General features: G+C 45.9%; 25 protein-coding genes. 16 read left to right on the forward strand and 9 right to left on the reverse strand.

The genetic code is table 11. The features are described 5' to 3' along the window. Nucleotides 1-5 precede the first annotated feature (5 nt). Together E5Y90_RS13745 and purC are read left to right on the forward strand one after the other, a co-directional pair. On the forward strand, nt 6-611 hold the full coding sequence (locus tag E5Y90_RS13745) for a lipoprotein-34 precursor (NlpB) (RefSeq protein ID WP_151204635.1): 606 nt from the start codon (nt 6-8) through the stop codon (nt 609-611). Between the two features lie 37 nt (nt 612-648). Beyond that, nucleotides 649-1,368: a phosphoribosylaminoimidazolesuccinocarboxamide synthase gene (gene purC, locus E5Y90_RS13750; protein WP_151204636.1), complete on the forward strand. Its 720-nt coding sequence runs from the start codon at nt 649-651 to the stop codon at nt 1,366-1,368. Nucleotides 1,369-1,640: 272 nt separating this feature from the next. Here purC and E5Y90_RS13755 read toward each other — a convergent pair whose 3' ends face one another. After that, the gene (locus E5Y90_RS13755; protein ID WP_151206956.1) at nt 1,641-2,912 is read right to left on the reverse strand and encodes a replication-associated recombination protein A; all 1,272 of its coding nucleotides are present in this window, start codon (nt 2,910-2,912) and stop codon (nt 1,641-1,643) included. Nucleotides 2,913-3,337: 425 nt separating this feature from the next. Between E5Y90_RS13755 and E5Y90_RS13760 the strand changes: the two genes are divergently transcribed. Then, nucleotides 3,338-5,245: an EAL domain-containing protein gene (locus E5Y90_RS13760; protein WP_174660500.1), complete on the forward strand. Its 1,908-nt coding sequence runs from the start codon at nt 3,338-3,340 to the stop codon at nt 5,243-5,245. An 18-nt stretch (nt 5,246-5,263) separates the two neighbouring features. On the opposite strand, the gene E5Y90_RS13765 is transcribed toward E5Y90_RS13760, so the two are convergent. After that, the gene (locus E5Y90_RS13765) at nt 5,264-5,716 is read right to left on the reverse strand and encodes a YcgN family cysteine cluster protein (protein WP_174660501.1); all 453 of its coding nucleotides are present in this window, start codon (nt 5,714-5,716) and stop codon (nt 5,264-5,266) included. A 188-nt stretch (nt 5,717-5,904) separates the two neighbouring features. Here E5Y90_RS13765 and E5Y90_RS13770 point away from each other — a divergent pair, with 188 nt between their 5' ends. Continuing rightward, nucleotides 5,905-6,063 carry a DUF1328 domain-containing protein gene (locus E5Y90_RS13770; protein WP_004647174.1) on the forward strand — a complete coding sequence of 53 codons (159 nt, stop codon included), beginning with the start codon at nt 5,905-5,907 and terminating at the stop codon, nt 6,061-6,063. 81 nt (nt 6,064-6,144) lie between these two features. On the opposite strand, the gene murJ is transcribed toward E5Y90_RS13770, so the two are convergent. Both murJ and ampD read right to left on the reverse strand, forming a co-directional pair. Further along, nucleotides 6,145-7,695 (reverse strand): murein biosynthesis integral membrane protein MurJ, encoded by a 1,551-nt coding sequence (gene murJ, locus E5Y90_RS13775; RefSeq protein ID WP_174660502.1) that lies wholly within the window; start codon nt 7,693-7,695, stop codon nt 6,145-6,147. A gap of 52 nt (nt 7,696-7,747) precedes the next feature. Then, nucleotides 7,748-8,344, reverse strand: coding sequence for a 1,6-anhydro-N-acetylmuramyl-L-alanine amidase AmpD (gene ampD / locus E5Y90_RS13780; RefSeq protein ID WP_174660503.1), 597 nt, complete (start codon nt 8,342-8,344; stop codon nt 7,748-7,750). 181 nt (nt 8,345-8,525) lie between these two features. On the opposite strand from ampD, the gene nadC reads away from it, so the two are divergent. Further along, a complete protein-coding gene (gene nadC / locus E5Y90_RS13785; RefSeq protein ID WP_174660504.1) occupies nt 8,526-9,371 on the forward strand; it encodes a carboxylating nicotinate-nucleotide diphosphorylase in 846 nt (281 codons plus the stop codon). A gap of 98 nt (nt 9,372-9,469) precedes the next feature. Here the strand turns inward: nadC and E5Y90_RS13790 are convergent, their stop codons facing one another. The 3 genes from E5Y90_RS13790 to rph form a co-directional block, all read right to left on the reverse strand. Further along, a complete protein-coding gene (locus E5Y90_RS13790) occupies nt 9,470-11,683 on the reverse strand; it encodes a phosphocholine-specific phospholipase C (RefSeq protein WP_174660505.1) in 2,214 nt (737 codons plus the stop codon). Nucleotides 11,684-11,709: 26 nt separating this feature from the next. Beyond that, nucleotides 11,710-11,841 carry a hypothetical protein gene (locus E5Y90_RS17610; protein ID WP_257234944.1) on the reverse strand — a complete coding sequence of 44 codons (132 nt, stop codon included), beginning with the start codon at nt 11,839-11,841 and terminating at the stop codon, nt 11,710-11,712. 137 nt (nt 11,842-11,978) lie between these two features. After that, complete coding sequence (gene rph / locus E5Y90_RS13795) at nt 11,979-12,695, reverse strand: ribonuclease PH (protein WP_151204644.1); 717 nt, start codon at nt 12,693-12,695, stop codon at nt 11,979-11,981. A 205-nt stretch (nt 12,696-12,900) separates the two neighbouring features. Here rph and E5Y90_RS13800 point away from each other — a divergent pair, with 205 nt between their 5' ends. After that, on the forward strand, nt 12,901-13,554 hold the full coding sequence (locus E5Y90_RS13800) for a TetR family transcriptional regulator (protein WP_151206963.1): 654 nt from the start codon (nt 12,901-12,903) through the stop codon (nt 13,552-13,554). Nucleotides 13,555-13,624: 70 nt separating this feature from the next. Here E5Y90_RS13800 and E5Y90_RS13805 read toward each other — a convergent pair whose 3' ends face one another. Next, on the reverse strand, nt 13,625-14,239 hold the full coding sequence (locus tag E5Y90_RS13805) for a thiol:disulfide interchange protein DsbA/DsbL (protein WP_151204646.1): 615 nt from the start codon (nt 14,237-14,239) through the stop codon (nt 13,625-13,627). Between the two features lie 226 nt (nt 14,240-14,465). On the opposite strand from E5Y90_RS13805, the gene ubiG reads away from it, so the two are divergent. The 9 genes from ubiG (at nt 14,466) to E5Y90_RS13850 (ending at nt 21,938) form a co-directional block, all read left to right on the forward strand. Continuing rightward, nucleotides 14,466-15,191 carry a bifunctional 2-polyprenyl-6-hydroxyphenol methylase/3-demethylubiquinol 3-O-methyltransferase UbiG gene (gene ubiG, locus E5Y90_RS13810; RefSeq protein WP_174660506.1) on the forward strand — a complete coding sequence of 242 codons (726 nt, stop codon included), beginning with the start codon at nt 14,466-14,468 and terminating at the stop codon, nt 15,189-15,191. Then, complete coding sequence (locus tag E5Y90_RS13815) at nt 15,188-15,877, forward strand: HAD family hydrolase (RefSeq protein ID WP_174660507.1); 690 nt, start codon at nt 15,188-15,190, stop codon at nt 15,875-15,877. Before ubiG ends, E5Y90_RS13815 begins: the two co-directional genes overlap by 4 nt. Before the next feature lie 50 nt (nt 15,878-15,927). After that, nucleotides 15,928-16,674 (forward strand): YciK family oxidoreductase, encoded by a 747-nt coding sequence (locus tag E5Y90_RS13820; protein WP_174660508.1) that lies wholly within the window; start codon nt 15,928-15,930, stop codon nt 16,672-16,674. A gap of 319 nt (nt 16,675-16,993) precedes the next feature. Continuing rightward, nucleotides 16,994-17,413, forward strand: coding sequence for a hypothetical protein (locus tag E5Y90_RS13825; RefSeq protein ID WP_174660509.1), 420 nt, complete (start codon nt 16,994-16,996; stop codon nt 17,411-17,413). A gap of 184 nt (nt 17,414-17,597) precedes the next feature. Then, the gene (locus tag E5Y90_RS13830) at nt 17,598-17,753 is read left to right on the forward strand and encodes a hypothetical protein (protein ID WP_174660510.1); all 156 of its coding nucleotides are present in this window, start codon (nt 17,598-17,600) and stop codon (nt 17,751-17,753) included. A 299-nt stretch (nt 17,754-18,052) separates the two neighbouring features. Continuing rightward, a complete protein-coding gene (locus tag E5Y90_RS13835) occupies nt 18,053-18,430 on the forward strand; it encodes an RcnB family protein (RefSeq protein ID WP_174660511.1) in 378 nt (125 codons plus the stop codon). Between the two features lie 228 nt (nt 18,431-18,658). Then, the gene (locus tag E5Y90_RS13840; protein WP_151205540.1) at nt 18,659-19,030 is read left to right on the forward strand and encodes an RcnB family protein; all 372 of its coding nucleotides are present in this window, start codon (nt 18,659-18,661) and stop codon (nt 19,028-19,030) included. A 131-nt stretch (nt 19,031-19,161) separates the two neighbouring features. Further along, entirely contained in the window at nt 19,162-20,514 is a 1,353-nt protein-coding gene (argA, locus tag E5Y90_RS13845; protein WP_151208184.1) for an amino-acid N-acetyltransferase, read from the forward strand. A 794-nt stretch (nt 20,515-21,308) separates the two neighbouring features. Continuing rightward, on the forward strand, nt 21,309-21,938 hold the full coding sequence (locus E5Y90_RS13850; RefSeq protein WP_174660611.1) for a TetR/AcrR family transcriptional regulator: 630 nt from the start codon (nt 21,309-21,311) through the stop codon (nt 21,936-21,938). A gap of 60 nt (nt 21,939-21,998) precedes the next feature. Here E5Y90_RS13850 and E5Y90_RS13855 read toward each other — a convergent pair whose 3' ends face one another. Then, nucleotides 21,999-22,562 (reverse strand): 5'-nucleosidase, encoded by a 564-nt coding sequence (locus E5Y90_RS13855; RefSeq protein WP_174660512.1) that lies wholly within the window; start codon nt 22,560-22,562, stop codon nt 21,999-22,001. A 524-nt stretch (nt 22,563-23,086) separates the two neighbouring features. On the opposite strand from E5Y90_RS13855, the gene ribF reads away from it, so the two are divergent. Continuing rightward, entirely contained in the window at nt 23,087-24,088 is a 1,002-nt protein-coding gene (gene ribF, locus E5Y90_RS13860) for a bifunctional riboflavin kinase/FAD synthetase (RefSeq protein ID WP_151205319.1), read from the forward strand. The last annotated feature ends 40 nt before the right edge of the window (nt 24,089-24,128 follow it).

A 24,128-nucleotide genomic window follows, 5' to 3' on the forward strand; every position in this document is an offset into this window, starting at 1 on the left:
CAATTATGCATTTACGTTTAGGACTTACCTTCGCACTTTCAGTATTGGGTCTGGCAGGTTGTAGTTCACTGGCCTTTAATAATGGCACTTTAGATTATAAAGAAACGACTACTCTCGAACCCTTACAATATCCTGAAGGTGCCATGGTACGTCCTGCAACGCCATTGTACCCTGCTCCTATTGTAGATCCGCTGGCGATCGAGCATGCGCCCAAGCTGGAAAACCAGCGTGCGAACCGTTTTGCCCTACCACGTCCACCTGCTCAGAGTATGGATTCAACCCAAACTGATGTAACTGAGACGGCTCCGATCGGAAAACCACAGCTGGTTGTGGATGGAAATCAAAATCCACTACTTAAAATCGATGGAAATTCTGCTACAATCTGGCAATACACACTTGCTACCCTCAGCAGCCTTAACTATTCCATCGTTGGCCAGAACCCAAATCGTCATGAAGTGACGATCAAAGTCGACCAGCAGACCTATGTATTAAGACTATCTCCTGTCGGTTCGAGTCATAACCTCGCTGTGTTCAATACCGATAACAGTTTTGCAGACCGTGAAAAAGCCGCAGAACTGCTCAATCAGATTTACCAAAATTGGCCAGCCTAGACAGTTCTAGGCATTTTTTTTTGTAGAAGGTTCCCTCATGTTAAAACAAACCTTGCTCTATACTGGTAAAGCGAAATCTGTCTATACCACGGACAGCTCAGACCACTTGATTTTAGTTTTTCGTGACGATGCGTCCGCATTCAATGGCGAAAAAATCGAACAACTAGATCGTAAAGGTAAGGTGAACAACCGTTTTAACGCCTTCATCATGGAAAAACTGGCCGAAGCGGGTATTGAAACCCATTTCGAAAAACTGTTAACACCGAATGAAGTTCTGGTCAAAAAACTGGACATGATTCCGGTAGAATGCGTCATCCGTAACTATGCCGCGGGTTCTTTATGCCGCCGTCTGGGTGTAGAAGAAGGTAAAGAGCTGACTCCACCAACATTTGAATTGTTCTTTAAAGATGATGCGCTGGGCGATCCAATGGTCAATGAATCGCAAGCGATTGCTTTGGGTTGGGCCAATGCTGAACAATTGGAAAAAATGAAAGAATTGACTTATCAGGTGAATGATGTGCTCAAAGCATTGTTCGATGCTGGCAATATGATTCTGGTGGATTTCAAGCTTGAATTTGGTGTTTTCCATGACCGTATTGTGTTGGGTGATGAGTTCTCTCCAGACGGTTGCCGTCTGTGGGACAAAGACACCAAGAAAAAACTGGATAAAGACCGTTTCCGTCAAGGTCTTGGCGGTGTTGTAGAAGCTTATGAAGAAGTTGCGGCACGTTTGGGTATCAATCTTGAAGATATCTAAGCCCTAGCTGAAGCTAAGCTTTAAAAAACCGGACGATCAGTCCGGTTTTTTTGGATAAGATGATCGGAAAAAATAATCCTGTTGATAAAAATCATTGTTTTTACTTTATATAACGTTTCCATTAAATTTTTTATAGCAAGCTAAACCAGAATTCTCAGAGCGTTCAATCGCTTTTTAGCCGACCAGATTTCCCCCTCCCCTCGAGGAGGTTATCTCCCCGAAAAAAACATCCTGTTTTCCGCCCAGTTCACCTCAAACTGGGCTTTTTTTAACTATTGCTGCTGTTCCTGCTGCCAGCGGCGCTGTTGCAAACGTTCCGCTTCCACTTCACGCTTATTACGTGCCGATTCATACAATTTGGTGCCTTTTAGCTCAGGCGGCAGATAGTCTTGCAGAACAAAATGTTCCGGATAATGATGCGGATAGAGATAATCCACCCCATAACCCTGGGCTTTCATCAGTTTGGTCGGCGCATTGCGTAAATGTAAAGGCACTGCAAGATTTGCGGTTTTTTCTGCCAGTTCCATAGCTTTGTTAATCGCCAGATAGGTACTGTTACTTTTGGCGCTGGTCGCCAGATATACCGCACATTGCCCCAAAATAATCCGGCCTTCCGGCATGCCAACAGCCTGTACCGAGCGGAAACATTCACCAGCCAGCAACAAGGCATTTGGGTTAGAATTGCCAATATCTTCTGAAGCTGCAATCAGCATACGGCGTGCAATAAAGACCGGGTCTTCCCCGCCTTTGAGCATGCGTGCCATCCAGTACAATGCAGCATCCGGATCACTACCACGGATCGATTTAATAAAAGCCGAGACCAGATCATAATGCTGCTCACCGGACTTGTCATAACGAGCAATATTCTGCTGTGCGACTTTGACCACCACTGCATTGGTGATGATATTTTCCTGCTCAGCTTCAAAAGTGCTGGCCACCAGATCAAGCAGGTTCAGTGCCTTGCGTGCATCGCCTGCGGCAAACTGGATCAGGGCATCAAATTCTTCAATCTGCAGATAACGTTCTTTCAGGAAACTGTCTTTTTCGATGGCCTGGCCCAGCAGGGTCTGAATCGCTTCAGGACTAAGTGCATTTAAGGTATAAACCTGACAGCGTGACAGCAAAGCACTGTTGACCTCAAATGAGGGATTCTCGGTGGTCGCACCAATCAGGGTAATCTTGCCTTTTTCAACCGCATTTAACAGTGCGTCCTGCTGGGATTTATTGAAACGGTGAATCTCGTCAATAAATACCACCGGTGTAAGCAGGTCTCCTGTTTCGGCAATCAGCTCCCGTAGTTCTTTGACTCCGGTATTCAGTGCAGACAAGCTAATAAATGGCCGATCAACTGCTTGCGCCAGCAGCAGGGCAATCGTGGTTTTTCCGACTCCTGGCGGTCCCCAGAAAATAATGGAAGGCAAATGCCCCTGATCAATCATTTGGCGTAAAGGTGCATTTTCCCCCAGCAGATGTTCCTGTCCGATAATTTCAGTAAGGTCACGTGGCCGTAGGCGTTCGGGAAGCGGAATATGGTGGTCTGACATCGGATAATAGGCTCAACATAAGAACTGATTTCATTCTAACATTCGCAGTTTTGAATCCAACATTCAACGTTAAAACTATAAAAGATTCGTCAGGGTCTGTTGATCTTCCATCAATAGATCGCGCGCTCTGCTAAAACTGGGGCAAATGAGGCGTGAAATACAGGGAATAACCAGACTGCCCAGTTTCATAACGTAATCTGAGCCAGTATCAGTGCTATAAGCGCAAATGAAGCAGCATCTTGTTCAAAGCCCAAGAGAAGTAATATATTTTTTAATTTCCAATCCACGCATCTATGGAAAAGCAAGCAAATTAAAGCTAGTAAATTATGAATTAATTACATTGTAACTTCCATATTGTTTTATTCTAATTAAAATAATCGGAGCAACCTCGCAGCACACTTTTTAGAGGTTATGGCGGTGAATGCATGAAGCCTGGCAAATCTAGATCAATACCTGCAGAAGCTACGGAATCCCGGGTTACTTCTGTTGGGCTATTGCATTCGTCCAATACCGTTGCCATACAGCAATTCATTGATGATCTGCCTCATCCCCTTTGGGTGATGAGCAAAGACCAGCAGCAGTATTTTAATACAGCCATGATCGAGTATCTGGGTATCAACCTGAATGACAGCCACCACCTCGACTGGCATCATTTTATCCATAGCGATGATTTGCAAGCTGTTCTCGATAAGTGGCATATAGCGCTCAACCAGCAGCAGAATATTGACATCCAATGCCGTATCCAGCAGCCTGAAGGCAATTACCGCATATGTAGGCTGAAGATAAAATACTGTCCTCAGCCTGAACATCTGCTGCAATGGTCCATTTCCCTGACCGATCTACAGGACTATGTTGAACTTCAGCAACAGCTCGCTCAGAGCGTACCTCGCCAGCACAACATGCCGGATGGCCCGGCAGGAAAAACCGGCCAGATCCATCATTCTGGCCATCAAATCCTGAGGATTGATCCGCTCCCGCAAAATGACCGGTGTACCCCGGCCAAGATCGGCCAGCAGACGTGGGCAGAACTGCAATTGAATAGCGTGAGTAAACGCGATGAATTAACTGGCCTATATAATCGTAATACCTTCTATCACACTTTCAAACAGGTCTTGTCTCAGGCCAAACACCAGAACAAGAAACTCGGCTTATTGCTGATTGACCTGGATTATTTCCGGCATATTAATGACACGCTGGGGCATCTGGCGGGAGATCATTTGTTGCATATTCTGGGTCAACGTTTCCAGAATTGTTTTGCTGCCAATACACTGGTTGCCCGTCTTGGCGGTGATGAATTTGCAGTGTTGGTCCAAGATCTGAAAAGTGAGGAACAGCTGATTGCGACGGCGCAGCTGGCCTATCAGCAGCTTAAGCAGCCGGTGGGTTATCTGGGACATAGCATGCGCAGTGCGATGAGTATCGGTTGCGCCATTTATCCGCGAGATGCCTTAAGTAGTTCCAATCTATTAAAGTCTGCCGACATTGCCCTGAATGATTTAAAAAATAGTGGTCGTGGCGGGATCCGTATGTTTAATCAGGAAATGTCGACCTCTCTAAACCAAATTACCCAACAGCTGACGCTGGCCCGCAAGATTATTCATGCCGATCAGATTGTGCCTTATTATCAGCCCAAAGTTCGGCTGTCAGATGGTGCAGTCATTGGTTTTGAAGCCTTGTTACGCTGGCAGGACCGGCACCAGCAGATCCAGCTGCCCTCGGATATTTTTGGTGCCTTTCAGGACTATGAGCTGGCTTCGCGGATTAGTGAAACCATGCAGCTTAAAGTCTTTGCAGATATGAGCCGCTGGCAGGCTCAAGGTCTAGAACTCTTGCCGATTTCAATCAATGCAGCACCAGTTGAGTTTCTGCGCGACAACTATGCCGAAAAACTGCTGGCGCGTCTGGCCAGATTTGATATTCCAACCGATAAGGTCGAACTGGAAATTACCGAACAGAGCCTGTCAGAAAGTGGTGCCCATTATGTGGTCCGTGCCTTAAACCTGCTCAAGCAGGCCGGGATTCATATTTCACTGGACGATTTTGGCACCGGACATTCATCGCTCACCCGCTTGCAGGAATATCCGGTCGATTGCATCAAGATTGACCGTAACTTTGTAGAACGCATGAACATAGATCCGTCTGCCTTGGCCATTGTCAAAGCCATTACCCAGATTGGTTCGAGCATCTCGCTGGATATTCTCGTGGAAGGCATTGAAAATACCGAACAGCTAGATACCCTGATGGGTTGTGATTGCCAGATCGGACAGGGTTTTTATTTTTATCGTCCCATGTCCGGCGAGTCAGCCCAGCTGCTGCTACGTTCCACTGGTTAAAAAGCTGAACCTTGCAGTCTAGCGTACCCAGCGGACTATATATTCTTCAATTTCATCTTCGTGTATATCAGTCTCGCTCAGACAGCGACCCGCGGCAGATTTTCTGGCCTGCAGGATAGTTTGCCGTGAACCCGTATTCAGATAATGCCAGGACGGCAAACTCTTGCCTTCATTTACACGGCGATAGGCACAGCTGGACGGCAGCCAGTGAATCTCTTGCAATTTTTCAGGCGTGAGCTGAATACAATCTGGCACATAGTCCAGACGGTTGGGATAATCCGAACAACGTGCCGTCTGACAGTCCAGTAGCTTGCAAGCCACCTTGGTATAGGCGACTTCTGCCGTTTCCTCATCTTCCAGCTTGATCAGGCAGCAGAGTCCGCAGCCGTCACAGAGCGCTTCCCACTCGGCTGAGGTCAGTTCAGTCAGGGTATAATGTTTCCAGAAATGCGGACGCAGAACATCAGACATAAGCAATAAGTATGGTAAAAGTCAGCTTATTATACCAAGTCTCAACAGACGAAATGCAGCGGGCGTCTCTTATTATCAGCACGTAAACTATTGTTAAATCATAGACAGTTCATCAACAAAACACTAACAGTGCCAAAAATTGATTATTTCTATACTGATTTTGAGAATAAAAACACATGGAGAATATTATGTTTCGCTGGGCTATTATTTTTGCTGTGATCGCCTTAATTGCCAGTTTACTCGGTTTTGGTGGAGTAGCCGGCTTATCTAAGGATTTCGCGATTATCTTACTGGTAATTGCTGTTATTCTTGCCATTGTTGGTTTTCTTTCTCGCGGCAAGGTCTAGCGACTGAACAGTGCCAAGAAAAAGTAACTTCAAAAAAACAAGAGCCATTTGGCTCTTGTTTTTTTTATAGGTTAAATGGACTTAGGGTTTAAGATGACGGGGTCTAAAGCCCACTGCTAATAGTGCTACTGCATAGGCCAGCATCCCCACCAGACAGAGGATAAGTACTTCCACCACCCGCATCCAGGCGGAAACATCCGCATCATACCAAGTCAATGCATAGCCCAAGGCCGCAATCATTACTGCATTGGCAAACAGAAATTGCAGGAAGATCTTTTTCCAGTGAGCGCCAAAGCGGAAAATATTGCGTTTGTGCAGGTAGAAATAGAGCAGGCCCGCATTTACCATAGCCGAACCAGTCGAGGCCAGTGCCAGCGCCATATGTTCAGCTTCCCAGTTAATCAGCTTGAACAGGCCAATAAACACCACGTTTAAAATCGCATTGGCTGCCACAGCCATCAGGCCAATCCGGACCGGGGTACGGGTATCCTGCTGGGCATAAAAACCAGGTGCAAAGACCTTGATCAGCATAAAGGCAATGACCCCACCACTCATACATTGCAGGGCCAGTGCGGTCATCTGGGTATCTTCAAAAGTGAACTGACCGCGTTCAAACAGGGCCTGAATAATCGGGGTCGACAGCATGAACAGCGCAATACTGGCCGGTAGACCCGCCATAACAATCACTTTGGCAGCCCAGTCCATCATTGCTTTGAATTTTTCCGGATTCTGCTCGCTATGCCGCGCCGATAAAGAAGGCAGAATAACCGTACCTATCGCCACACCAATTAGCCCCAGCGGCAGCTCGGTCATACGCTCGGCACTGTACAGCCAGGAGACTGAACCATCCTGCATAAAGGAAGCCCAGATGGTGTTCAGCAGCAGGTTAATCTGGGTGACAGAGACTCCAAACAAGGCCGGCAGCATCAGTTTCATGATGCGCTCCACACCTTCATGTTTAAAATCAACTTTAGGCGGAATCAGCAGCTTTTTACGCCATAGTTCTGGAATCTGCAGGGCCAGCTGTAAAATACCGGCAATAATCACGGCCCAGCCCAGTGCCATAATTGGCTCGGCCATATACGGGGTAAGCCACAAGGCACCGGCAATCATGGCCACATTTAATAAAACCGGTGCAAAAGCTGGCGTGGTAAAAGAACCATAGGTATTTAAAATACTGCTGGCAAATGCCGTCAAAGACATGAATAGCAGATAGGGAATAGTCAGCCGGAACATGTCGGTGGCCAGCGCGAACTTTTCCGGATCACTATGGAAGCCCGGTGCATAAACATACATCACTGCAGGAGCAGCAATAATTGCCAGCATAGTCAAGGTGGTCATTACTGTGGCCAGACAGCCAAAGACCCGGCTAATCAAAATCTGAACTTCAGCATGGGCCCGACCGGTTTTGTATTCGGTCAGGACCGGAATAAAGGCCTGGGAAAAAGCCCCCTCTGCAAACAGTCGCCTGAAAAAGTTCGGAATACGAAAGGCCACCACGAAGGTATCAAAATCTTTACCGGCACCAAATACATTCAGTAAAACCACATCCCGGATCAAACCCAGAACCCGTGACAACATGGTCATTGCACTGACAATCACGGTCGAACGCCAAAGCGCCATCCTATTCACCTAATCTTAATTTGTGGCTATTGTAATCAAACTCGGGAAAGAAGTTTATGACTTAATCCCCTGACTCTGCAGCGTTGATTGCTGTTTTATAATACTGGAGCTGACTGCGGAACCCAGCCCAGTCAAAATACGGTCCCGGATCGGTCTTACGGCCTGGGGCTATATCTGAATGCCCGGCAATATGCTGCTGGATTTTAGGATAATGGGCTTGCAGACACGCCGTAACCTGCACCAGAGCAGCATACTGTACCGCTTCAAACGGCAGGTCATCGCTGCCTTCCAGCTCAATTCCGATTGAATAATCATTGCATTCTTTTTTGGCCAGATAAGTCGAGCGCCCGGCATGCCAAGCCCGATCCTTAAAATTGACAAATTGCAGTACTTCACCGGAACGTAAAATCAGCAGATGGGCCGAAACCTGCATCCCTTCAATGGTTTGAAAATACGGATGCACAGAGCAATCCAGTTGATTCTGGAAAAACTGTTCAATATAAGTACCGCCAAATTGCGACGGCGGCAGGCTGATATTGTGAATCACCACCAGCTGAATCTCGGTCTGCTCGGGGCGTCGGTTAAAATTCGGAGAAGCCAGCTGACGTGCGCCCAGCAATTGCCCATCCTTGATGTGAAACTCAGCCGCCTGTTGCATAATCCTGTCCTGTTACAAAATAAAACCTGCAATACCAGGATTGCAGCCCGCCTAATGCTAAAACTTTCAAAGGCAAATCTCAATTCATCCTCATGGCGGGGAGGAAAAATCGCTTATTTTTATGTAACAGTGTTAAGATAATGCGCAATTTTTCACGGCTAAAAAAGATACGGAAATACTCATGAGCATATCTCAGGCTTTGCTAGAACAGTCGATTCAGATCAATATCCAACAGGCCTTATCGGAAGATATCGGAGACGGCGACATTACGGCCCTGCTCACTCCTGAAGATGAACAGGCCACTGCCACCATCATTAGCCGTGAAGATATGGTACTGGCTGGTCAGCCGTGGGTGAATGCCCTGATTCATGCCTATGACCCAAAGGTTGAAGTGACCTGGCTGAAAAATGACGGTGAACGGGTAGAGGCCAATGAAGTCTTTTTAAAGTTGGCCGGTTCGGCACGCAGCCTGCTGACCGTGGAACGTCCTGCCCTTAACTTCATCCAAACGCTTTCTGCTGTGGCGACCAAAACCGCTTTATATGTCAAGGAACTTAAGGGTTTAAATACCAAATTGCTGGACACCCGTAAAACCTTGCCCGGCTTACGGATTGCTCAAAAATATGCCGTTACCATTGGTGGTGGGCAGAACCATCGTCTGGGTTTGTTTGATGCCTTTCTGATTAAAGAAAACCACATTATAGCAGCAGGCGGCATTGTTCAGGCCATTGCCAAAGCCCACAAGATTGCCCCAGGTAAATTGGTAGAAGTCGAAGTGGAAACCTGGGATGAACTCAATCAAGCCTTGGAAGCCAAAGCGGATATTGTGATGCTGGATAACTTTAGCCAGCAGCAGATGATTGAGGCGGTGCAACATGCCGCAGGTCGTTGTAAGTTGGAAGCTTCAGGCAATATTACTATTGAAAATTTACGTGAAGTGGCCAGTACCGGCGTGGATTATATTTCTATGGGCGTTTTAACCAAAGATGTGAAAGCCATTGATTTATCCATGCGCTTTAATGCCTAATTCATAATACAACAAAAGGGGCCTAGGCCCCTTTTATTGTTCTTAAACTTCTATTGTCGATATAAGCGTATCCATAAGATGGCACGATACTGAATGTTTTAAATGGCACTTCCCATAAATGGATCAGAATAGCTGTCTTTGCCAATCTCCAGACGGCCAGCAAAACGACGCTGGAACTGCTCATCCCCCACGATGCTGACACTAAAGTCATACCAGCCATATACAGCCGACATATCTAAAATCAATTCGTTCTCAGTCGCGGTAGTAGGGATTTTCCAGGTTTGTCCATCCAGATAAGCATTGGCTTTGACCAGCAGATCTACCGCCTGCTGACCATCATGTCGTACTTTAAGATAAATTTTCGGGTCACATTCCTCGACACAGATCCGAATCTCAGGCAGGGAATTTTTTTGTGCAGGCTGCTTGAGATCCCCCACGAAGGCCCGATGGAAACCATTTGGCCCCAAGACCCATAAGTCATATGCTCCATCGACCAGCGCCCAGTCATCATCCAGCTGCTTGCCTGCTTCGACCATATAACGTCGTGGAATCGCGTTTAAATCCAGTTTGTTATAGACATGGAATACTGCCGCTTGCTGTCCGGTGTTGGAAAATAGCAGTTTCACTTTATTTTCACTGGCCAGGACTTTGGCACTGCTGTGTAAAATATAAGGCAATGCCCGAGAATAGCGGATACCCAGCTCCTGCTGAGGGAAGTTTTGTGTAGATGGCACCGGAACTTGCGGCAATTTTTGCTGTATTGCCCGAATCGCATCTGCTTCCGCCTTGGTCTTTTGCCCAGCCAATTTCGGCAAAATATCCATATTCGGGGTTTTAAAGTTAAATGCAGAGGTCAAATCTCCACACACCGCACGGCGGTAAGGACTGATATTGGGTTCTTCTACCCCAAAACGCTCTTCAAGAAAACGAATAATCGAAGTATGGTCAAAAACTTGGGAATTTACCCATCCTCCTCGACTCCATGGAGATATGACATACAAGGGCACACGAACCCCAGGTCCATAGACGCCATGCCAAAAGTTTTTATTTTCACCATCTACATATTGCAGCAGCGGCTGACGGGTTGAACCTTCAATGCGTGGATGGTTGAAGTATTCAGAAGAAATCAGATCATCATCTAGGGTAGTTTTACCATGGACTTTAATAATTTCCCCGTGCTCATTAATTTCACGTGAAGGCGCAGAAGGCGAAGGCATATGGTCAAAAAAACCATCATTTTCGTCAAAATTGACCAACAGTACGGTTTGACTCCAGATCTCAGGATTTTCAGTCAAAGCATTCAGCAATTCCTGAATATACCATGCCCCTTGTACTGGGCTGGAAGGCCCCGGATGTTCACTATATGCAGCCGGTGCCACGACCCAACTTACCTGAGGTAGTTTTCCATCCACAATATCCTGCTTCAATTGTCCCAGTAACCCTCCATCATGGGGCATGGTATTGGCAATGCCTTTATATAACGGCTCCTTGGCATCAATGGCTTCATCATAGGCAGGACAGACAGGGTCAGAGTGGCTGACGGGCTTGCCCGACTGCTCATTGGCGCGGCGGTATTGTTTAAATCCGGCCAGCGGGTTGTCTGTAAAGTTGTCCGGCATATTTTGATAGACTTTCCAGCTCACTCCGGCTTCTTGCAGGCGTTCAGGATAGGTTGTCCAGTCATAACCCTGTGCAGATGAACCTATCCCATCAAATTCATTGACTACACTGGCGACCCCTGCCCCGGTAGGCCCATTGGTTCCTGTCCAGATAAACTTACGGTTTGGATTGGTTCCCGCATGCATGGCACAGTGATAAGCATCACACAGAGTAAAAGCATCCGCCAAAGCAAACTGGTATTCCACCTCTACCTTTTTATAGTAGCCCATTGACTGGGTCTGTTTATGTTCTACCCAGTTGCCCATCCGGCCTGTATCCCATGCCGCTTGACCATCTACCCAAGAGTGTGGTGTGCCTGAAACCCGCTGTGCATTTCCCAGACTGCTATCCAGATGATAAGGCAATACTTTATTTTTTTTCTTGTCATACTGTTCCCAGACTTTACGACCATCCGCCAGTGGAATCGTAAAACGGTCGCCAAATCCCCGGACGCCTTTTAAGGTACCAAAGTAGTTGTCAAATGAGCGGTTTTCCTGGGTCAAAATGATCACATGTTTCACATCTTGAATGGTTCCGGTTTCAACTTTGGCATCTACCGCCAACGCTTTTTGAATACTTAAAGGAAAACTGGATAAGGTAGTTGCCCCTAATAATGTTTTTGCTGAATGAGTTATAAAGTCACGACGGTTCATTTTCACTTTCCTCTGATTTATTTTAATTAAGGCGCGCAATGCACTTTGCAGCTTGGTTGCGGTGATGGAGGAGAGTTGCTCTGACTGTCTTCATCATTATTACAGGCACTGAGCAGGAAGCCCAAACCCAGCAAAAAAGTGAGAGAAAGTAAACGCATGGAAAATTCCTTATATTTTATGCGCCCCCAGAGATAAACAATAATTGTGACCCCAAGATGATACTTTGCTTACAGAACCATGACAGATAAAAAAAGCACACCCGAAGATGTGCTTTTTATTGAATAAAATAAATAACTTACCAGCCCAGTGCTTCCTGCTGTTTCTTGACCAGTTCCTGGATGCCTTTTTCGGCCATTTCCAGCATGGCATTGGATTGTGCACGGGTAAACGGTTTATCTTCCGCAGTTCCCTGAATCTCAATAAACTCACCAGCCTGAGTCATTACCACGTTTAAATCGGTCTGGCAGTTAGAATCTTCTTCATAGCACAGGTCGAGCAGGACTTCATCTTTATAGATGCCCACTGAAATGGCAGCCACCAAACCTTTGAGCGGATCTTGCTTGATTTTTTTATTTTCCAGCAAAACATTCATGGCATCCACCAAGGCGACCGCAGCACCGGTAATTGCAGCTGTACGTGTACCGCCATCCGCCTGAATCACATCACAGTCCAGAGTAATGGTATTTTCACCCAGCTTTTTCAGGTCAACCATAGAGCGTAAGCTGCGTCCGATTAAACGCTGGATTTCCTGAGTACGGCCGCTTTGCTTGCCACGCGCTGCTTCACGGTCACTACGGGTATGGGTCGAACGCGGCAACATGCCATATTCAGCAGTGACCCAGCCTTGTCCCTTGCCTTTCAGGAAACGAGGTACTGAATTATCAATACTGGCCGTACACAGCACCTTGGTATGACCAAATTCAACCAATACGGAGCCTTCCGCATAACGTGTATAGTTACGGGTAATTTTTACTTCACGTAATTGATCTAATGCTCGCTGGTCGATACGCATAATAAGTCCTGCTGTTGGCTAAAAATAATGGTGGTCAAGTATAACAGAAGCCTTCTCCCAAGATCAGGACAGCAAAGTAATCATTTACAAAATCAAATTATTAGCAGTATTTCAGCCTGAATCGGCTCTGATTGGGCAGATGCGGATAACCCTATGATTGAATTTTATTTTTGCTACACTGCACGATCCGCCCAGGAAGTTTTCTATGTCTTTACGTGAAGAACGCAAGCAGCAAAGTCGTCAGGCGCTGCTGGACGCCACCTTAGTATTGAGCAGTCAAGGCCGTGCTTTTAGCAGTATCAGTTTGCGTGAAATTACGCAGGCTGTGGGACTGGTTCCGGCCGCGTTTTATCGACATTTCAAAAACATGGACCAGCTCGGACTGGAATTGCTGGATCAGGCTGCACTGCATATTAAAGGGGTGCTGCACCAGCTCGGACCGACTGATTTTTCCCTGAACCAGCTAGCTGACAAAGTCGAACTGTTTTTTCAGAAGGTCGATGCGTATCCCCAAGCCTGGATATTTTTAAGTGCAGAACGTTGGGGGGGCTGTATGTTTTTACGTCAGGGAATCGAACGCGAGATTCATTATCTGGTAGAAGATTTGCTGCATGGCCTGCAACAGATTCCAGCGCTACAGCCGCTCCAGTCGCCGGTTGAACTGAGGGCGCTGGCCCAGATTCTGCTGCCTTTGGCACTCAACTGGGCCATGGACTGGATTCATCTCCAGACCCAGATCCATCCAGCATCAGATCAGGCAGCATTCGCGCATTTTAAAGCCCAATGCCTGACACAGCTGCAGTTATTGTTCTGTGGCGTTTTATCCAGTCCGTCTACGCGCACAACAGACCTTCAATAAAATATAAATTTTGGAAGATCTAAAAAAACCTGCATCTGGATGCAGGTTTTTCAATTCAATCAGGACCGGCTTATTTGGCCTTACGTTCCTTGTCTACCAGGTAGTTCACCACTTGAACCACTTTTTCACTATCGCCTTGCACCACATATTTACCATTCACGGTTACGGCAGGCACACCACTCAACTGGTAAGCAGCAGCCAGATTTTTAGCCTGAGCGATTTTTGATGAGATCGGGAATGATTTATAAGTGCTGTTAAATTTTGCTTCAGGAATACCATAACGGGTATAGAATTTTGCCAGCTGTGCCTGTTCCAGAATTGGCTGTTGCTTGGCGTGAATATCATGAAACAGCTGCAAATGCGCTTTCTGGCGAACCCCTAAAGCCTCAGAGGTATAATAAGCACGTGCGCCCTGCTCCCAAAGCGGATTCATAGCCGCCGGAGTACGTACAAAACGCACATCTTTAGGTAGTTTTTTCAACCAGGCTTGCAGATGCGGCTCAAGCGTATAACAGTGACCGCAGCCATACCAGAAGAATTCACGTACTTCAATTTTCCCCGGTTTTTCGACTTTGACTGGATTTGCCAGAACTTGATAGTCCTGACCTGCCACAAAATTGGCCATGGCACTGCCGGAAAATGCCAAAACAGATGCGGCTACAGTACCTAAAATAAATTTTTTCATTGGGATTATCGTCCTCTAAATCATTATCTTTAGTTTATGGGTTCACTATAAAGCAATTATGCCGTGTTCGTTTTTATTCTGTGAACTTTTTTACGGCTTTTATCGCTTTTTTTGCCAGAAACGCTACACTAAACAAGTGTACTGATTTACAAGAATTTAAATCAGTTTATCTGGCCCTATGGCAAATTAAATTTTTACATAATCACAACTGATTGAGGTAACACCGATGTCGCAATTGAATGTTGATCCACAAGAAATTGCCAAGTTTGAAGCATTTGCAGCTATATGGTGGGATCAGCATTCCGAGTTCCGCCCGCTGCATATGATCAATCCCCTACGCTTGAACTGGATTGATGAACATGCGGGCGGACTAAGTGGCAAGAAAGTGCTGGATGTGGGCTGTGGTGGCGGAATCCTGTCCGAAAGCATGGCACGCCGTGGTGCTGAAGTGCTGGGAATTGATATGGGTGAAGCCCCGCTAAATGTAGCGCGCATTCATGCCGAGCAGGAAGGTGTCAGCAATATTGAATATCGCCAGATTCCGGTGGAACAGCTGGCCGATAAGCAGGCAGGTCAATACAACATCGTGACCTGTATGGAAATGCTGGAGCATGTGCCGGACCCGGCTTCGATTATCCAGGCCTGCCACAAACTGGTCAAACCTGGGGGTCATGTCTTCTTTTCGACCATCAACCGCAATCCGAAATCTTATCTGTTTGCCATCATTGGTGCAGAATATATCCTGCGTATGCTGGCCAAGGGCACCCATGATTACAGTAAATTTATCAAGCCGTCTGAACTGGCTCATGACATTCGTAACGCGGGCTTAAAGCTCAAAGACATGACCGGTCTGCACTATAATCCGCTGACCAAGCGCTACTGGCTCGCACCAAATGTCGATGTGAACTACATGGTGTATACAGTGAAAGAAGCAGCAGAGGCGACCCCATGAAAGCAGTTTTATTTGACCTGGATGGCACCCTGATTGATACAGCTGCCGACTTTATCCGCATTATCCAGCAGATGTGCCATGAGGCAGGCCGTCCATTGGTCGATGCCGAGCTGATCCGGGCGCAGGTATCTGAAGGCGCTCGGGCCATGGTCAAGCTGGTTTATCCGGAGCTGCAAGTGGAAGATCCGCTGCTTCAGCAACATCGCCAGCGTTTTCTGAACAGCTATGGTGCAGAAATTGCCGTCGACACCGATCTGTTTGCAGGCATGTATGCTCTGCTGGAAGAGCTGGAAGAACATGAGATTCCGTGGGGCATTGTGACCAACAAACCGCGCTGGCTGAGTGAAGCGCTGCTCAAGGCACTCAATCTGACCGAACGCTGTGCCGTACTGGTCTGCCCGGAAGATGTGACCCGGACCAAACCGGATCCGGAGCCGATGTATCTGGCAGCCCAGCAGATTAATATTGTGCCTGAAGACTGTATCTATGTCGGGGATCATCCTCGTGATATTGATGCTGGCCGTCATGCCCGAATGTATACTATTCTGGCGGCCTATGGCTATTTACCACTGCAATACAAAGATGACTTAACAGCCTGGCAGGCGGACTATATAGTGAAGGATGTGCCTGAATTACATCAGCATATCCAGAAACTGGTATTGCAACAGCACAGTGTGCTGTCCTGAGGGCTAAACATCTCTAAAACGCTGAACAATAACAAATAAGGAGGTAGATCATGAAATATTCAGAATATCAACCTCGCCCCGATCTGCTGAAAGATCGTATTATCCTGATTACAGGTGCGGGCGATGGCATTGGTCGTGCAGCCGCAATCAGCTATGCCTTGCATGGCGCGACGGTGGTACTGCACGGACGTACCCTGAACAAGCTTGAAGTCATTTATGATGAGATTGAAAGCCTGGGTGCACCACAGCCAGCCATCCTGCCCCTACAGTTATCCAGTGCCTCCGAACGGGATTATGAAGTGCTGGTCAATACCTTGGACCGCCAGTTTGGACGTCTCGACGGCATTCTGCATAATGCCGGTATTCTAGGTGAACGGGTAGAACTGGCGCATTATCCGCAAGAAGTCTGGGATGATGTGATGGCCGTGAATCTGCGTGCGCCTTTTGTCATGACTCAGGCGCTGCTGCCGCTGCTGGCCAAATCCGAACATGCTTCTGTGGTCTTTGCCAGTTCAGGGGTAGGACGTGAGGCACGTGAACGCTGGGGCGCTTATTCAGTCTCCAAGATTGCCATTGAAGCAGTCAGCCAGCTATTTGCCAAGGAACAGGTCCATCCCAATATCCGCTATAACTGCATCAACCCGGGAGCAACCCGTACTGCAATGCGCGCCAAAGCCTACCCGAATGAAGATCCGAAGACATTACCTACACCGGACTCTATCATGCCGGCCTATCTTTATCTGATGGGTGATGACAGCTTGCACATGAACGGTCAAAGCATTGATGCCCAGGACTGAGCAGGAATAGCCATTTTCTGAGAAGCCAATGCCTGCATTGGCTTTTTTTATTCTAAGATGAGTATTTGAACTTAGCCTGCTACTAAGCTTAATTTAAGCTACCCCACATTCGGGCGATTATCTTATTGACCGGTCTGGCAGCAACCCCCTCTGACCTGTTTTTTCAAATTAAGTCGAAACTTGCATCATATTTCTACCCAAGCCTTGCCCTACAACAGGAAGTCGATCCGGAACACCCGATCTTCTGAGCAGTATCCTGACGCCGATTTGCTGCAAATTCCCCTATACTAGGCCGAACAGATTCTGATGTGAGTATTCCATGACTGACTTAAGCAATATTACCGTGACCCCTCTCGAAGATGGCATGGTCACTCTCCTGATTGACCAGCAGCCAATTTCTGCCAAATATGGCATGAAGTTTGAAGCCAGTATTGTTGACGATATTCAGGCGCTCCAAAACGGCCAAAAGCTGAAACTGTTCGACCAGTTTGTGTTCTCGCATACCGACCTGAATTTTGAACATTCTTATCATTACGTCACTGGCCTCGAAAAACAGGAGGAGCGTTATCAGGTGGCCAAGCATTTTGTGTACCGCATTAAAATTGAAGGTCAACCGGACATTGAGCATGTGATCAGCAATCAGGGCAAGGCCATGACGGCGGAAGATGTACGGACTTTTATTCAGGCCCATCTTCAGAAATCTCTGAATGATTATACCGATTTAAACTATGCCTATTGAGCCGGATCAACCCTGAGTTAACACAAGAGTACTTATCCCGATAAGGACTCTTTTTTTTGCTTTTCTATTTTCATTATATATAAATCGTATTTTTGAATTAATTTTATAAATTTAAATGGTTTTACAAATAACTATAGACCTTATACACTGTTTTTATTGAAAATTAGTTAAGAGATCAAAGCAGATGAAAGATCAAAAATCGAAGATCGAGATGATTCGTCATATTGAAAGCTTACAACTATCTGACGCCTTGATTGTGGCGCTAGAAGATACAAGACAGGCCGAGTCGATTGTGGAAGCAGTTCAGTTTCTGCAAGGTTTAAGCCAACAATGGAACTGATCAGCTCAATGAATTAAATACAGCGAAATCGAAGTCCCCTGGCTAGATTTTACTGGGTTGAATCAGCAGATAGAAGGAGTAGATCTATGCGCATTTGCCTTGTTCAAAAGGAGATGTTAGGGTGTGAATATCTGAGCTATCAGACAACTATAAGCTATTCTAACATGAAGCAAAATCACGGCATGATCATAATTTCTCAGCATTTGTTATAAAACATCTGCCAGGTCTTCACAGTTTCTCTGCAATTTTTCCGTACATTAGTCACTATAGAAAATGAACAAATTAAGTGAGGGTTCAACATGAAAAAGGTTTTGGTAGCGTTCGCGATCTCCTGCTGTACATTCATGCTGACCAATATTGCCCATGCAGACCCTCATTTTGATGATGAACCACGGACAGAATCACGCGGCCATGGCAAAAAGGCGCGTCAAGATAAGCATGACCAGTATGATAAACGCCGTATGCGTGAAGAGCGTGGCGTACAACGCTTGCAGCAATTACGCTGGCAACCGGGTTATGTGATGCCGCAGCATTATCGGGGTAATGGTTATAAAGTTGAATACAAAAATCATAGCCTGCCCAAACCGGACCGCAAGCAACAATGGTACAAGGTAAATGACGATTATATTTTGGTAAATTCTGAAACCAACAGTATTATCCGGATCATTACTGACTGATCGAAGATAGCCGACTAATCTTCTAAAAATCCCAACCCTGTTGGGATTTTTTTATTTGATTGGGCTTATATTTTGAGGGGCTGTAAAGTTTGCCGGTTTTTTATCTGTTTTTCTTCTAAATTTCTTCATCAATTTAACAATTTCACTCAATGAGCCTCACGCTTTCTATCCACTTATTCGTTAATTTAACTTCATCGAAAACAGATATAAATTCTTTAGGTAAAAGCCATGAAAAAAGTTTTAACTACCCTCGCGTTATCCCTTAGTGCTCTGGTTGCAACTTCTGCAATGGCAGCACCATCCCATTATGATTCACCTTACCATTCGCAGCCGTCTAAACCGGCACCGCACTGGAATTCAAAAGACCATAGAAAATGGCAGGATGATCGCCGTCACCATAACCGTATGGTCAACCCGAGCCGTGACTGGCGTGTAGGTCAAACCCTGCCACGTCAATACGATTCAAAACGTTTCCAGATCAGCGACCGTGAAGCACGCCGTCTGCCTAATACCGGCCGTTACCAGCAATGGTACAAAGTAAATAATGACTATGTACTGGTGAACGAACGCAATAACAAAATCGTCCGAATTATTGGCTAAACGCGCTCCATTTTCTGCTCGTCTTGCAGACACCTGAAGCCCGGCTTCAGGTGTTTTTTTGTCTCTCTACTTCCACTTCATTTTTTTTTCATTAGAATCAAAGAGAATTGTATATTGAAATAGGCCCGGGCATGAACTCAGCAGACACTTCGCAAAGTACCACATTGCAATATGTGCACTGGTTTCGCCATTCTGCGCCTTATATCAATGCCCATCGTAACAAGACCTTTGTGATCATGTTTGATGGCGAAGCAGTTCTGGATAAAAATTTCCAGCATATTATTCATGATATTGCCCTCTTACACTCTTTGGGCATTCGTCTGATTCTGGTACATGGTGCACGTTCACAGATTAACCAGAATCTGGCCAGCTGTGGCCTGCATACACCTTTTTATCAGCAGCGTCGGGTCACTACCCGCGAATCCTTAAATTGTGTCCTGAATGCGGTGGGGTCGATCCGTTTACAGATTGAAGCTCTATTGTCGATGGGTCTGGCCAACTCGCCTATGTATGGTGCCCGGATTGACACGGTGTCAGGTAACTTTGTGACCGCCAAGCCCTATGGTATTCGTGAAGGGGTCGATTTTCAGTTGACCGGTGAAGTCCGTGCCATCGATACCGATGCCCTGCAACGCCATCTGGATAATCATAATATTGTGATTCTAGGCCCAACCGGTTATTCCACCACAGGCGAGGTTTTTAATCTGCTGGCTGAAGAAGTCGCCACTAACACTGCTATCCGTTTAAAGGCGGACAAACTGATTATTCTGGGAAAACAGCATGGTCTGCTCGATAGCCAGGGTCAGCTGAAACGTGAAGTCACCCCGCAGCAGCTAGATGACTACCTTGTTCCGGCCAGTCAGGATGAACAAAGTATGGCCATGGTACTGCAATTAAAAGCCGCACAGGAAGCTTCCAGAAATGGGGTCAAGCGTGTCCATCTGATTTCCTATAGTTATGATGGTGCCCTGTTGGAAGAACTGTTTACCCGGGATGGCTCGGGCACCATGATTACCGATGCACATTATGAAGAGGTTCGGATGGCCAATATTCAGGATGTTGGTGGTCTGATTCGCCTGTTACGTCCCCTGGAAGAAGAAGGGATTCTGGTTTACCGTTCCCGCGAACGTCTGGAAAATGAAATTGGACAGTTTGCCGTGATTGAACGGGATGGCATGATTCTGGCCTGTGCAGCCCTGTATCCGATTCCGACCACAGGCAATGAATTACGTTCTGCAGAAATTGCCTGTGTCGCGGTAGATCCAGCGTACCGGCAATCCAACCGGGGCAGTCAGATCCTGCATTATCTGGAAGGTAAAGCCAAAGCCCTCGGAATCCAGCAGCTGTTTATTCTGACCACCCGTACAGCCCACTGGTTTCTGGAACATGGTTATGAACCGGCCTCAGTGGATGATTTACCGGACGCACGGCAGGCTTTTTATAATTATCAGCGTAGCTCTATTGTTTGCAAAAAGTCACTTTAAGTGGCTTTTTTATTGCGGCTATCCACTAGGCTATTGACTGCTAGTCATCATTTTATTTCTAGGATAACCAGCAAGAAATTGCATTTTCATTCAAAAGAACACCGGAAAATAGAGTTGAACTCTCGACTACGGCCAACAGCCAGCAGGTCTCAATGTCGTCAGCTTCTCTGTCGCTCAAGCACGGCCTATTTTGCTCGCAGACCTAGGGGGGGGTAAATCAGTCAAACGCTCTCAAAGCTAAGCTAGTTCTGGTATCGAAAAGGCGTTAGCCTCTAGTCAGTTTAGGAACTGAAGTTGCATCAAGGCTGAAGTCCATGATCTGTTATTAAATGACAGAAGCGAATAGTCGAGCTTTGGCGCCAGCCACCCCCCAAAAAAGTATCTGGCTGACTAAACTGGAACCGTGGATACCACATATGCTGCTGATCTTCTTAACCCGAGTTTCTGTCCTAAAATTCAAACTGATGTTGAGTGTTTAAATGTATTTTAAGAGAGTATTTAATAATATTGGCCGAGTATTTTAAACAGGTTTCATGATTTGATTTGCACTTTTTTCTTAATTAATTTTAAATAATCTTTCCCATAGCGGCTTAAATCAAACTATTATATTAATTAAGTGATAATTTAAATAATTTCATACCCTTAGTATTTTAATCATTGGCGCGCGAGTCAATGCTGATTACATCGCTTATCTACAGAATAAATCATCATGATTCAAAAAATTAGCATTGTAGTTGATGCACAAATCTGATGATTTGACGTACAATGAAAAATCCCCCTTTTTAATTGTTTTAATATTACTGATGGAACAAAAAAAGAGTACTCAAAAACGCAACCAGCTGCTGAATGCTGCACTCGATGTCTTTTCCTTATATGGTTTCAATGGCGCAAGTCTGGATGAAATCGCACAAATTGCGGAAATGCATAAGTCGAATATTTTCTACTATTATGAAAATAAAGAAGCACTGTATGTTGAGGTGTTAACTACAGTTTTACAAAAATGGCTCGCACCCCTGCAAATGCTAGAGGCTGATCTGGAGCCAGAAGAAGCGATCACCAATTATTTGATGCAAAAAATTGAGGTATCACGTACTCAACCCAAAGCCTCGCGCTTATTTGCCTTGGAAGTTATTCAGGGAGCGCCGCATATTCTGGAAATTCTGAAAGGACCGCTAAAAAAGCTGGTCAAGCGCAAAGCCAAAGTCATTTCAAACTGGCAGGAACAGGGCAAAATTTCTAAAGATATTGATCCTGAATTACTGATTTTGAATATTTGGGCCTTGACGCAAAACTATGCTGATTTTGCCACCCAGATAGAAATGATCACAGGCAAAACCCTGCGGAATCGTAGCATGCACCAGCGTGTGGTCCAGCATACTGTCCACATGATGCTGTATGGTGTAATTCCCCGTAATGAAGCCTGATTGTCAGGGCTTGAATTGATTGGCATACGACCATAATAATTATGGTCGCCGACCTGCCGTTTATTTGATTTTTTGATATAAAGATAATAACTTTTGAGCACCGAGCAATAAGTTGTCTTCCCAGTCGAGCGGTGCTGTGTCATTGGCGCCATCAGTAATGTATTTCACCGAAATCAGGCGTACGTCCAGTTTTTTGCACACTTTGGCCAAGGCATAGCCTTCCATATCGACCAGTTGACAGGCAACTTTGGGCTGTCCTGTTGCAAAGCTGTCTCCGGTTCCGCAAATGCCCTGCGGTAAATCGGTGAAAAAAGGTGCCAGCTTGATTGCACCGGGAAAGTGCTGATCCATGGGGGTAATGCCCACTTCAAACCCGAGTGGCGATACATCCATATCGCGCTGTACAAATTGGCTGACTTCGACCAGTTCATGGGCATCAAAATGGGAACTGCCCGCTGTCCCCAAATTGATTAAAGTCTTGCAGCCGGTTGTCTGAATCACCTCAAAAGCTTTAAATGCCGCATTGACCTTACCAATACCGCTGTAATGCACCTCAATTCCTTCTGCCTCAAACAAACCCTTGGATTCGCTGGGCAAGGCCATAACCAACGCATGCTCGGACATAAAATACTCAATTTCAGTTTCTATAGATGGCCGCTATTAAAAAGTAAATACTTGAACGCTGCAAATAAAAAAACTGCACCTTTTCCAGACCATTTTTTATATTTGGGTCAGGTGAGATGAATGAACGCTTGAGGAGACCAAATGTGTGATTCCTGTTCCTCTTTTAATGCAATGTTCAGCCATCACATCTGGACCCGGGTAAAGCAGACTCACCCTCAGGCCGGTGTCATAGCAGTAGGCGCAATATTCTGCTAAAAATGTTCAATAGTTCAAAATAAAAATCCGGTTAATGGCTGATGCTATCGGTTGAAGTAAGCGTGATATTTGAAGGGCTATATGTGGGCATTGAGATTATTTTCAGCATCATCCGCTCTAAGAAAAATGGAGTGGATTGTTGAAATACAGCGATTTAACTTATTTCAAAAGAATTTTAACGAAAAACTTTGCCTAAAAACACAACAAGACGAAAGCTAAAGATTATGGCAATATATAGCCTCTTCACATTTTAAGCACCTGATTTGCCCATGAAGCTGCTCCGTCTTAATGCCTTAACGCCTCGAACTGAATTAGCCAAAACTGCCGTGACCATTGGTAATTTTGACGGCGTGCATTTGGGGCATCAGGTCATGATCAGGCAGCTCAAAGCTGTCGCAGAACAGCACCAGCTTAAAACAGTGGTAATGATTTTTGAGCCACAACCTCTTGAATTTTTTAAAGGTTATGAGGCTCCACCGCGTATTTCCTCCTTACGTGAAAAGGTTGAGTATCTAACTGAACTTGGGGTCGACTATATTGCGGTGGCGAAATTCGATGAACGCTTTCGCAGCCTGAGTGCAGAAGAATTTGCCACGATTTTAAAAGACAAACTCAATGCCGATCATCTGGTCTTAGGTGATGATTTCCATTTTGGTAAAAACCGTCAAGGTAATAGTGAGTTTTTACGTGAATTTGGTTTTGAGGTAAGCAATCTCGATACCGTCGTGCTGGATGGTGAACGTGTCAGTTCCACCCGCATCCGTCAAACGCTACAAGCTGGCGATCTGGCACAGGCAGCCAAACTCTTGGGACGTCCCTATAGCATTAGCGGACGGGTGCAATATGGCGATCAAATCGGCCGTACCATTGATTTTCCCACGATTAATGTCCGCCTGAATCGGCATAAGCCGTGTCTGCATGGTATTTATGGTGTAGAGGTGGTGTGTGAAACAGAATCCCTGAAAGCCAGAGTCCAGGCAGCAGATGCCAGCAAAACCGGTATTACCGGCTATAACCCGACAGCTCTGTTTGGCGCAGGTCATGTCGGCACCCGTCCAGCCATCCAGCAAGCAGATCCGGAATGGCGATTAGAAGTACATTTCCCTGATGTTTCTGCTAATCTGTATGGCCTGTTAATGCGGGTGACATTCTTAACCTATTTACATGGCGAAAAGAATTATCCTTCGCTTGAAGCCCTAAAAGCTGGAATTGATGATGATGTCGAGAAACTGCTTGAGTTTCGTCGAAATCACCCCACATTTTCCTTTTAATATCTCATATTTTTATTGTAAAACGTGTCTGTTAAAACAA

Origin of the sequence: Acinetobacter sp. 10FS3-1 (assembly GCF_013343215.1) — a bacterium.
GTDB lineage: Bacteria > Pseudomonadota > Gammaproteobacteria > Pseudomonadales > Moraxellaceae > Acinetobacter > Acinetobacter lwoffii_C.

Coding starts and splice junctions, on each gene's coding strand:
- E5Y90_RS13745 (WP_151204635.1), top strand. CDS start 6: ATGCATTTACGTTTAGGACTTACCTTCGCACTTTCAGTATTGGGTCTG.
- purC (WP_151204636.1), top strand. CDS start 649: ATGTTAAAACAAACCTTGCTCTATACTGGTAAAGCGAAATCTGTCTAT.
- E5Y90_RS13755 (WP_151206956.1), bottom strand. CDS start 2,912: ATGTCAGACCACCATATTCCGCTTCCCGAACGCCTACGGCCACGTGAC.
- E5Y90_RS13760 (WP_174660500.1), top strand. CDS start 3,338: ATGAAGCCTGGCAAATCTAGATCAATACCTGCAGAAGCTACGGAATCC.
- E5Y90_RS13765 (WP_174660501.1), bottom strand. CDS start 5,716: ATGTCTGATGTTCTGCGTCCGCATTTCTGGAAACATTATACCCTGACT.
- E5Y90_RS13770 (WP_004647174.1), top strand. CDS start 5,905: ATGTTTCGCTGGGCTATTATTTTTGCTGTGATCGCCTTAATTGCCAGT.
- ampD (WP_174660503.1), bottom strand. CDS start 8,344: ATGCAACAGGCGGCTGAGTTTCACATCAAGGATGGGCAATTGCTGGGC.
- nadC (WP_174660504.1), top strand. CDS start 8,526: ATGAGCATATCTCAGGCTTTGCTAGAACAGTCGATTCAGATCAATATC.
- E5Y90_RS13790 (WP_174660505.1), bottom strand. CDS start 11,683: ATGAACCGTCGTGACTTTATAACTCATTCAGCAAAAACATTATTAGGG.
- E5Y90_RS17610 (WP_257234944.1), bottom strand. CDS start 11,841: ATGCGTTTACTTTCTCTCACTTTTTTGCTGGGTTTGGGCTTCCTGCTC.
- rph (WP_151204644.1), bottom strand. CDS start 12,695: ATGCGTATCGACCAGCGAGCATTAGATCAATTACGTGAAGTAAAAATT.
- E5Y90_RS13800 (WP_151206963.1), top strand. CDS start 12,901: ATGTCTTTACGTGAAGAACGCAAGCAGCAAAGTCGTCAGGCGCTGCTG.
- E5Y90_RS13805 (WP_151204646.1), bottom strand. CDS start 14,239: ATGAAAAAATTTATTTTAGGTACTGTAGCCGCATCTGTTTTGGCATTT.
- ubiG (WP_174660506.1), top strand. CDS start 14,466: ATGTCGCAATTGAATGTTGATCCACAAGAAATTGCCAAGTTTGAAGCA.
- E5Y90_RS13815 (WP_174660507.1), top strand. CDS start 15,188: ATGAAAGCAGTTTTATTTGACCTGGATGGCACCCTGATTGATACAGCT.
- E5Y90_RS13820 (WP_174660508.1), top strand. CDS start 15,928: ATGAAATATTCAGAATATCAACCTCGCCCCGATCTGCTGAAAGATCGT.
- E5Y90_RS13825 (WP_174660509.1), top strand. CDS start 16,994: ATGACTGACTTAAGCAATATTACCGTGACCCCTCTCGAAGATGGCATG.
- E5Y90_RS13830 (WP_174660510.1), top strand. CDS start 17,598: ATGAAAGATCAAAAATCGAAGATCGAGATGATTCGTCATATTGAAAGC.
- E5Y90_RS13835 (WP_174660511.1), top strand. CDS start 18,053: ATGAAAAAGGTTTTGGTAGCGTTCGCGATCTCCTGCTGTACATTCATG.
- E5Y90_RS13840 (WP_151205540.1), top strand. CDS start 18,659: ATGAAAAAAGTTTTAACTACCCTCGCGTTATCCCTTAGTGCTCTGGTT.
- argA (WP_151208184.1), top strand. CDS start 19,162: ATGAACTCAGCAGACACTTCGCAAAGTACCACATTGCAATATGTGCAC.
- E5Y90_RS13855 (WP_174660512.1), bottom strand. CDS start 22,562: ATGTCCGAGCATGCGTTGGTTATGGCCTTGCCCAGCGAATCCAAGGGT.
- ribF (WP_151205319.1), top strand. CDS start 23,087: ATGAAGCTGCTCCGTCTTAATGCCTTAACGCCTCGAACTGAATTAGCC.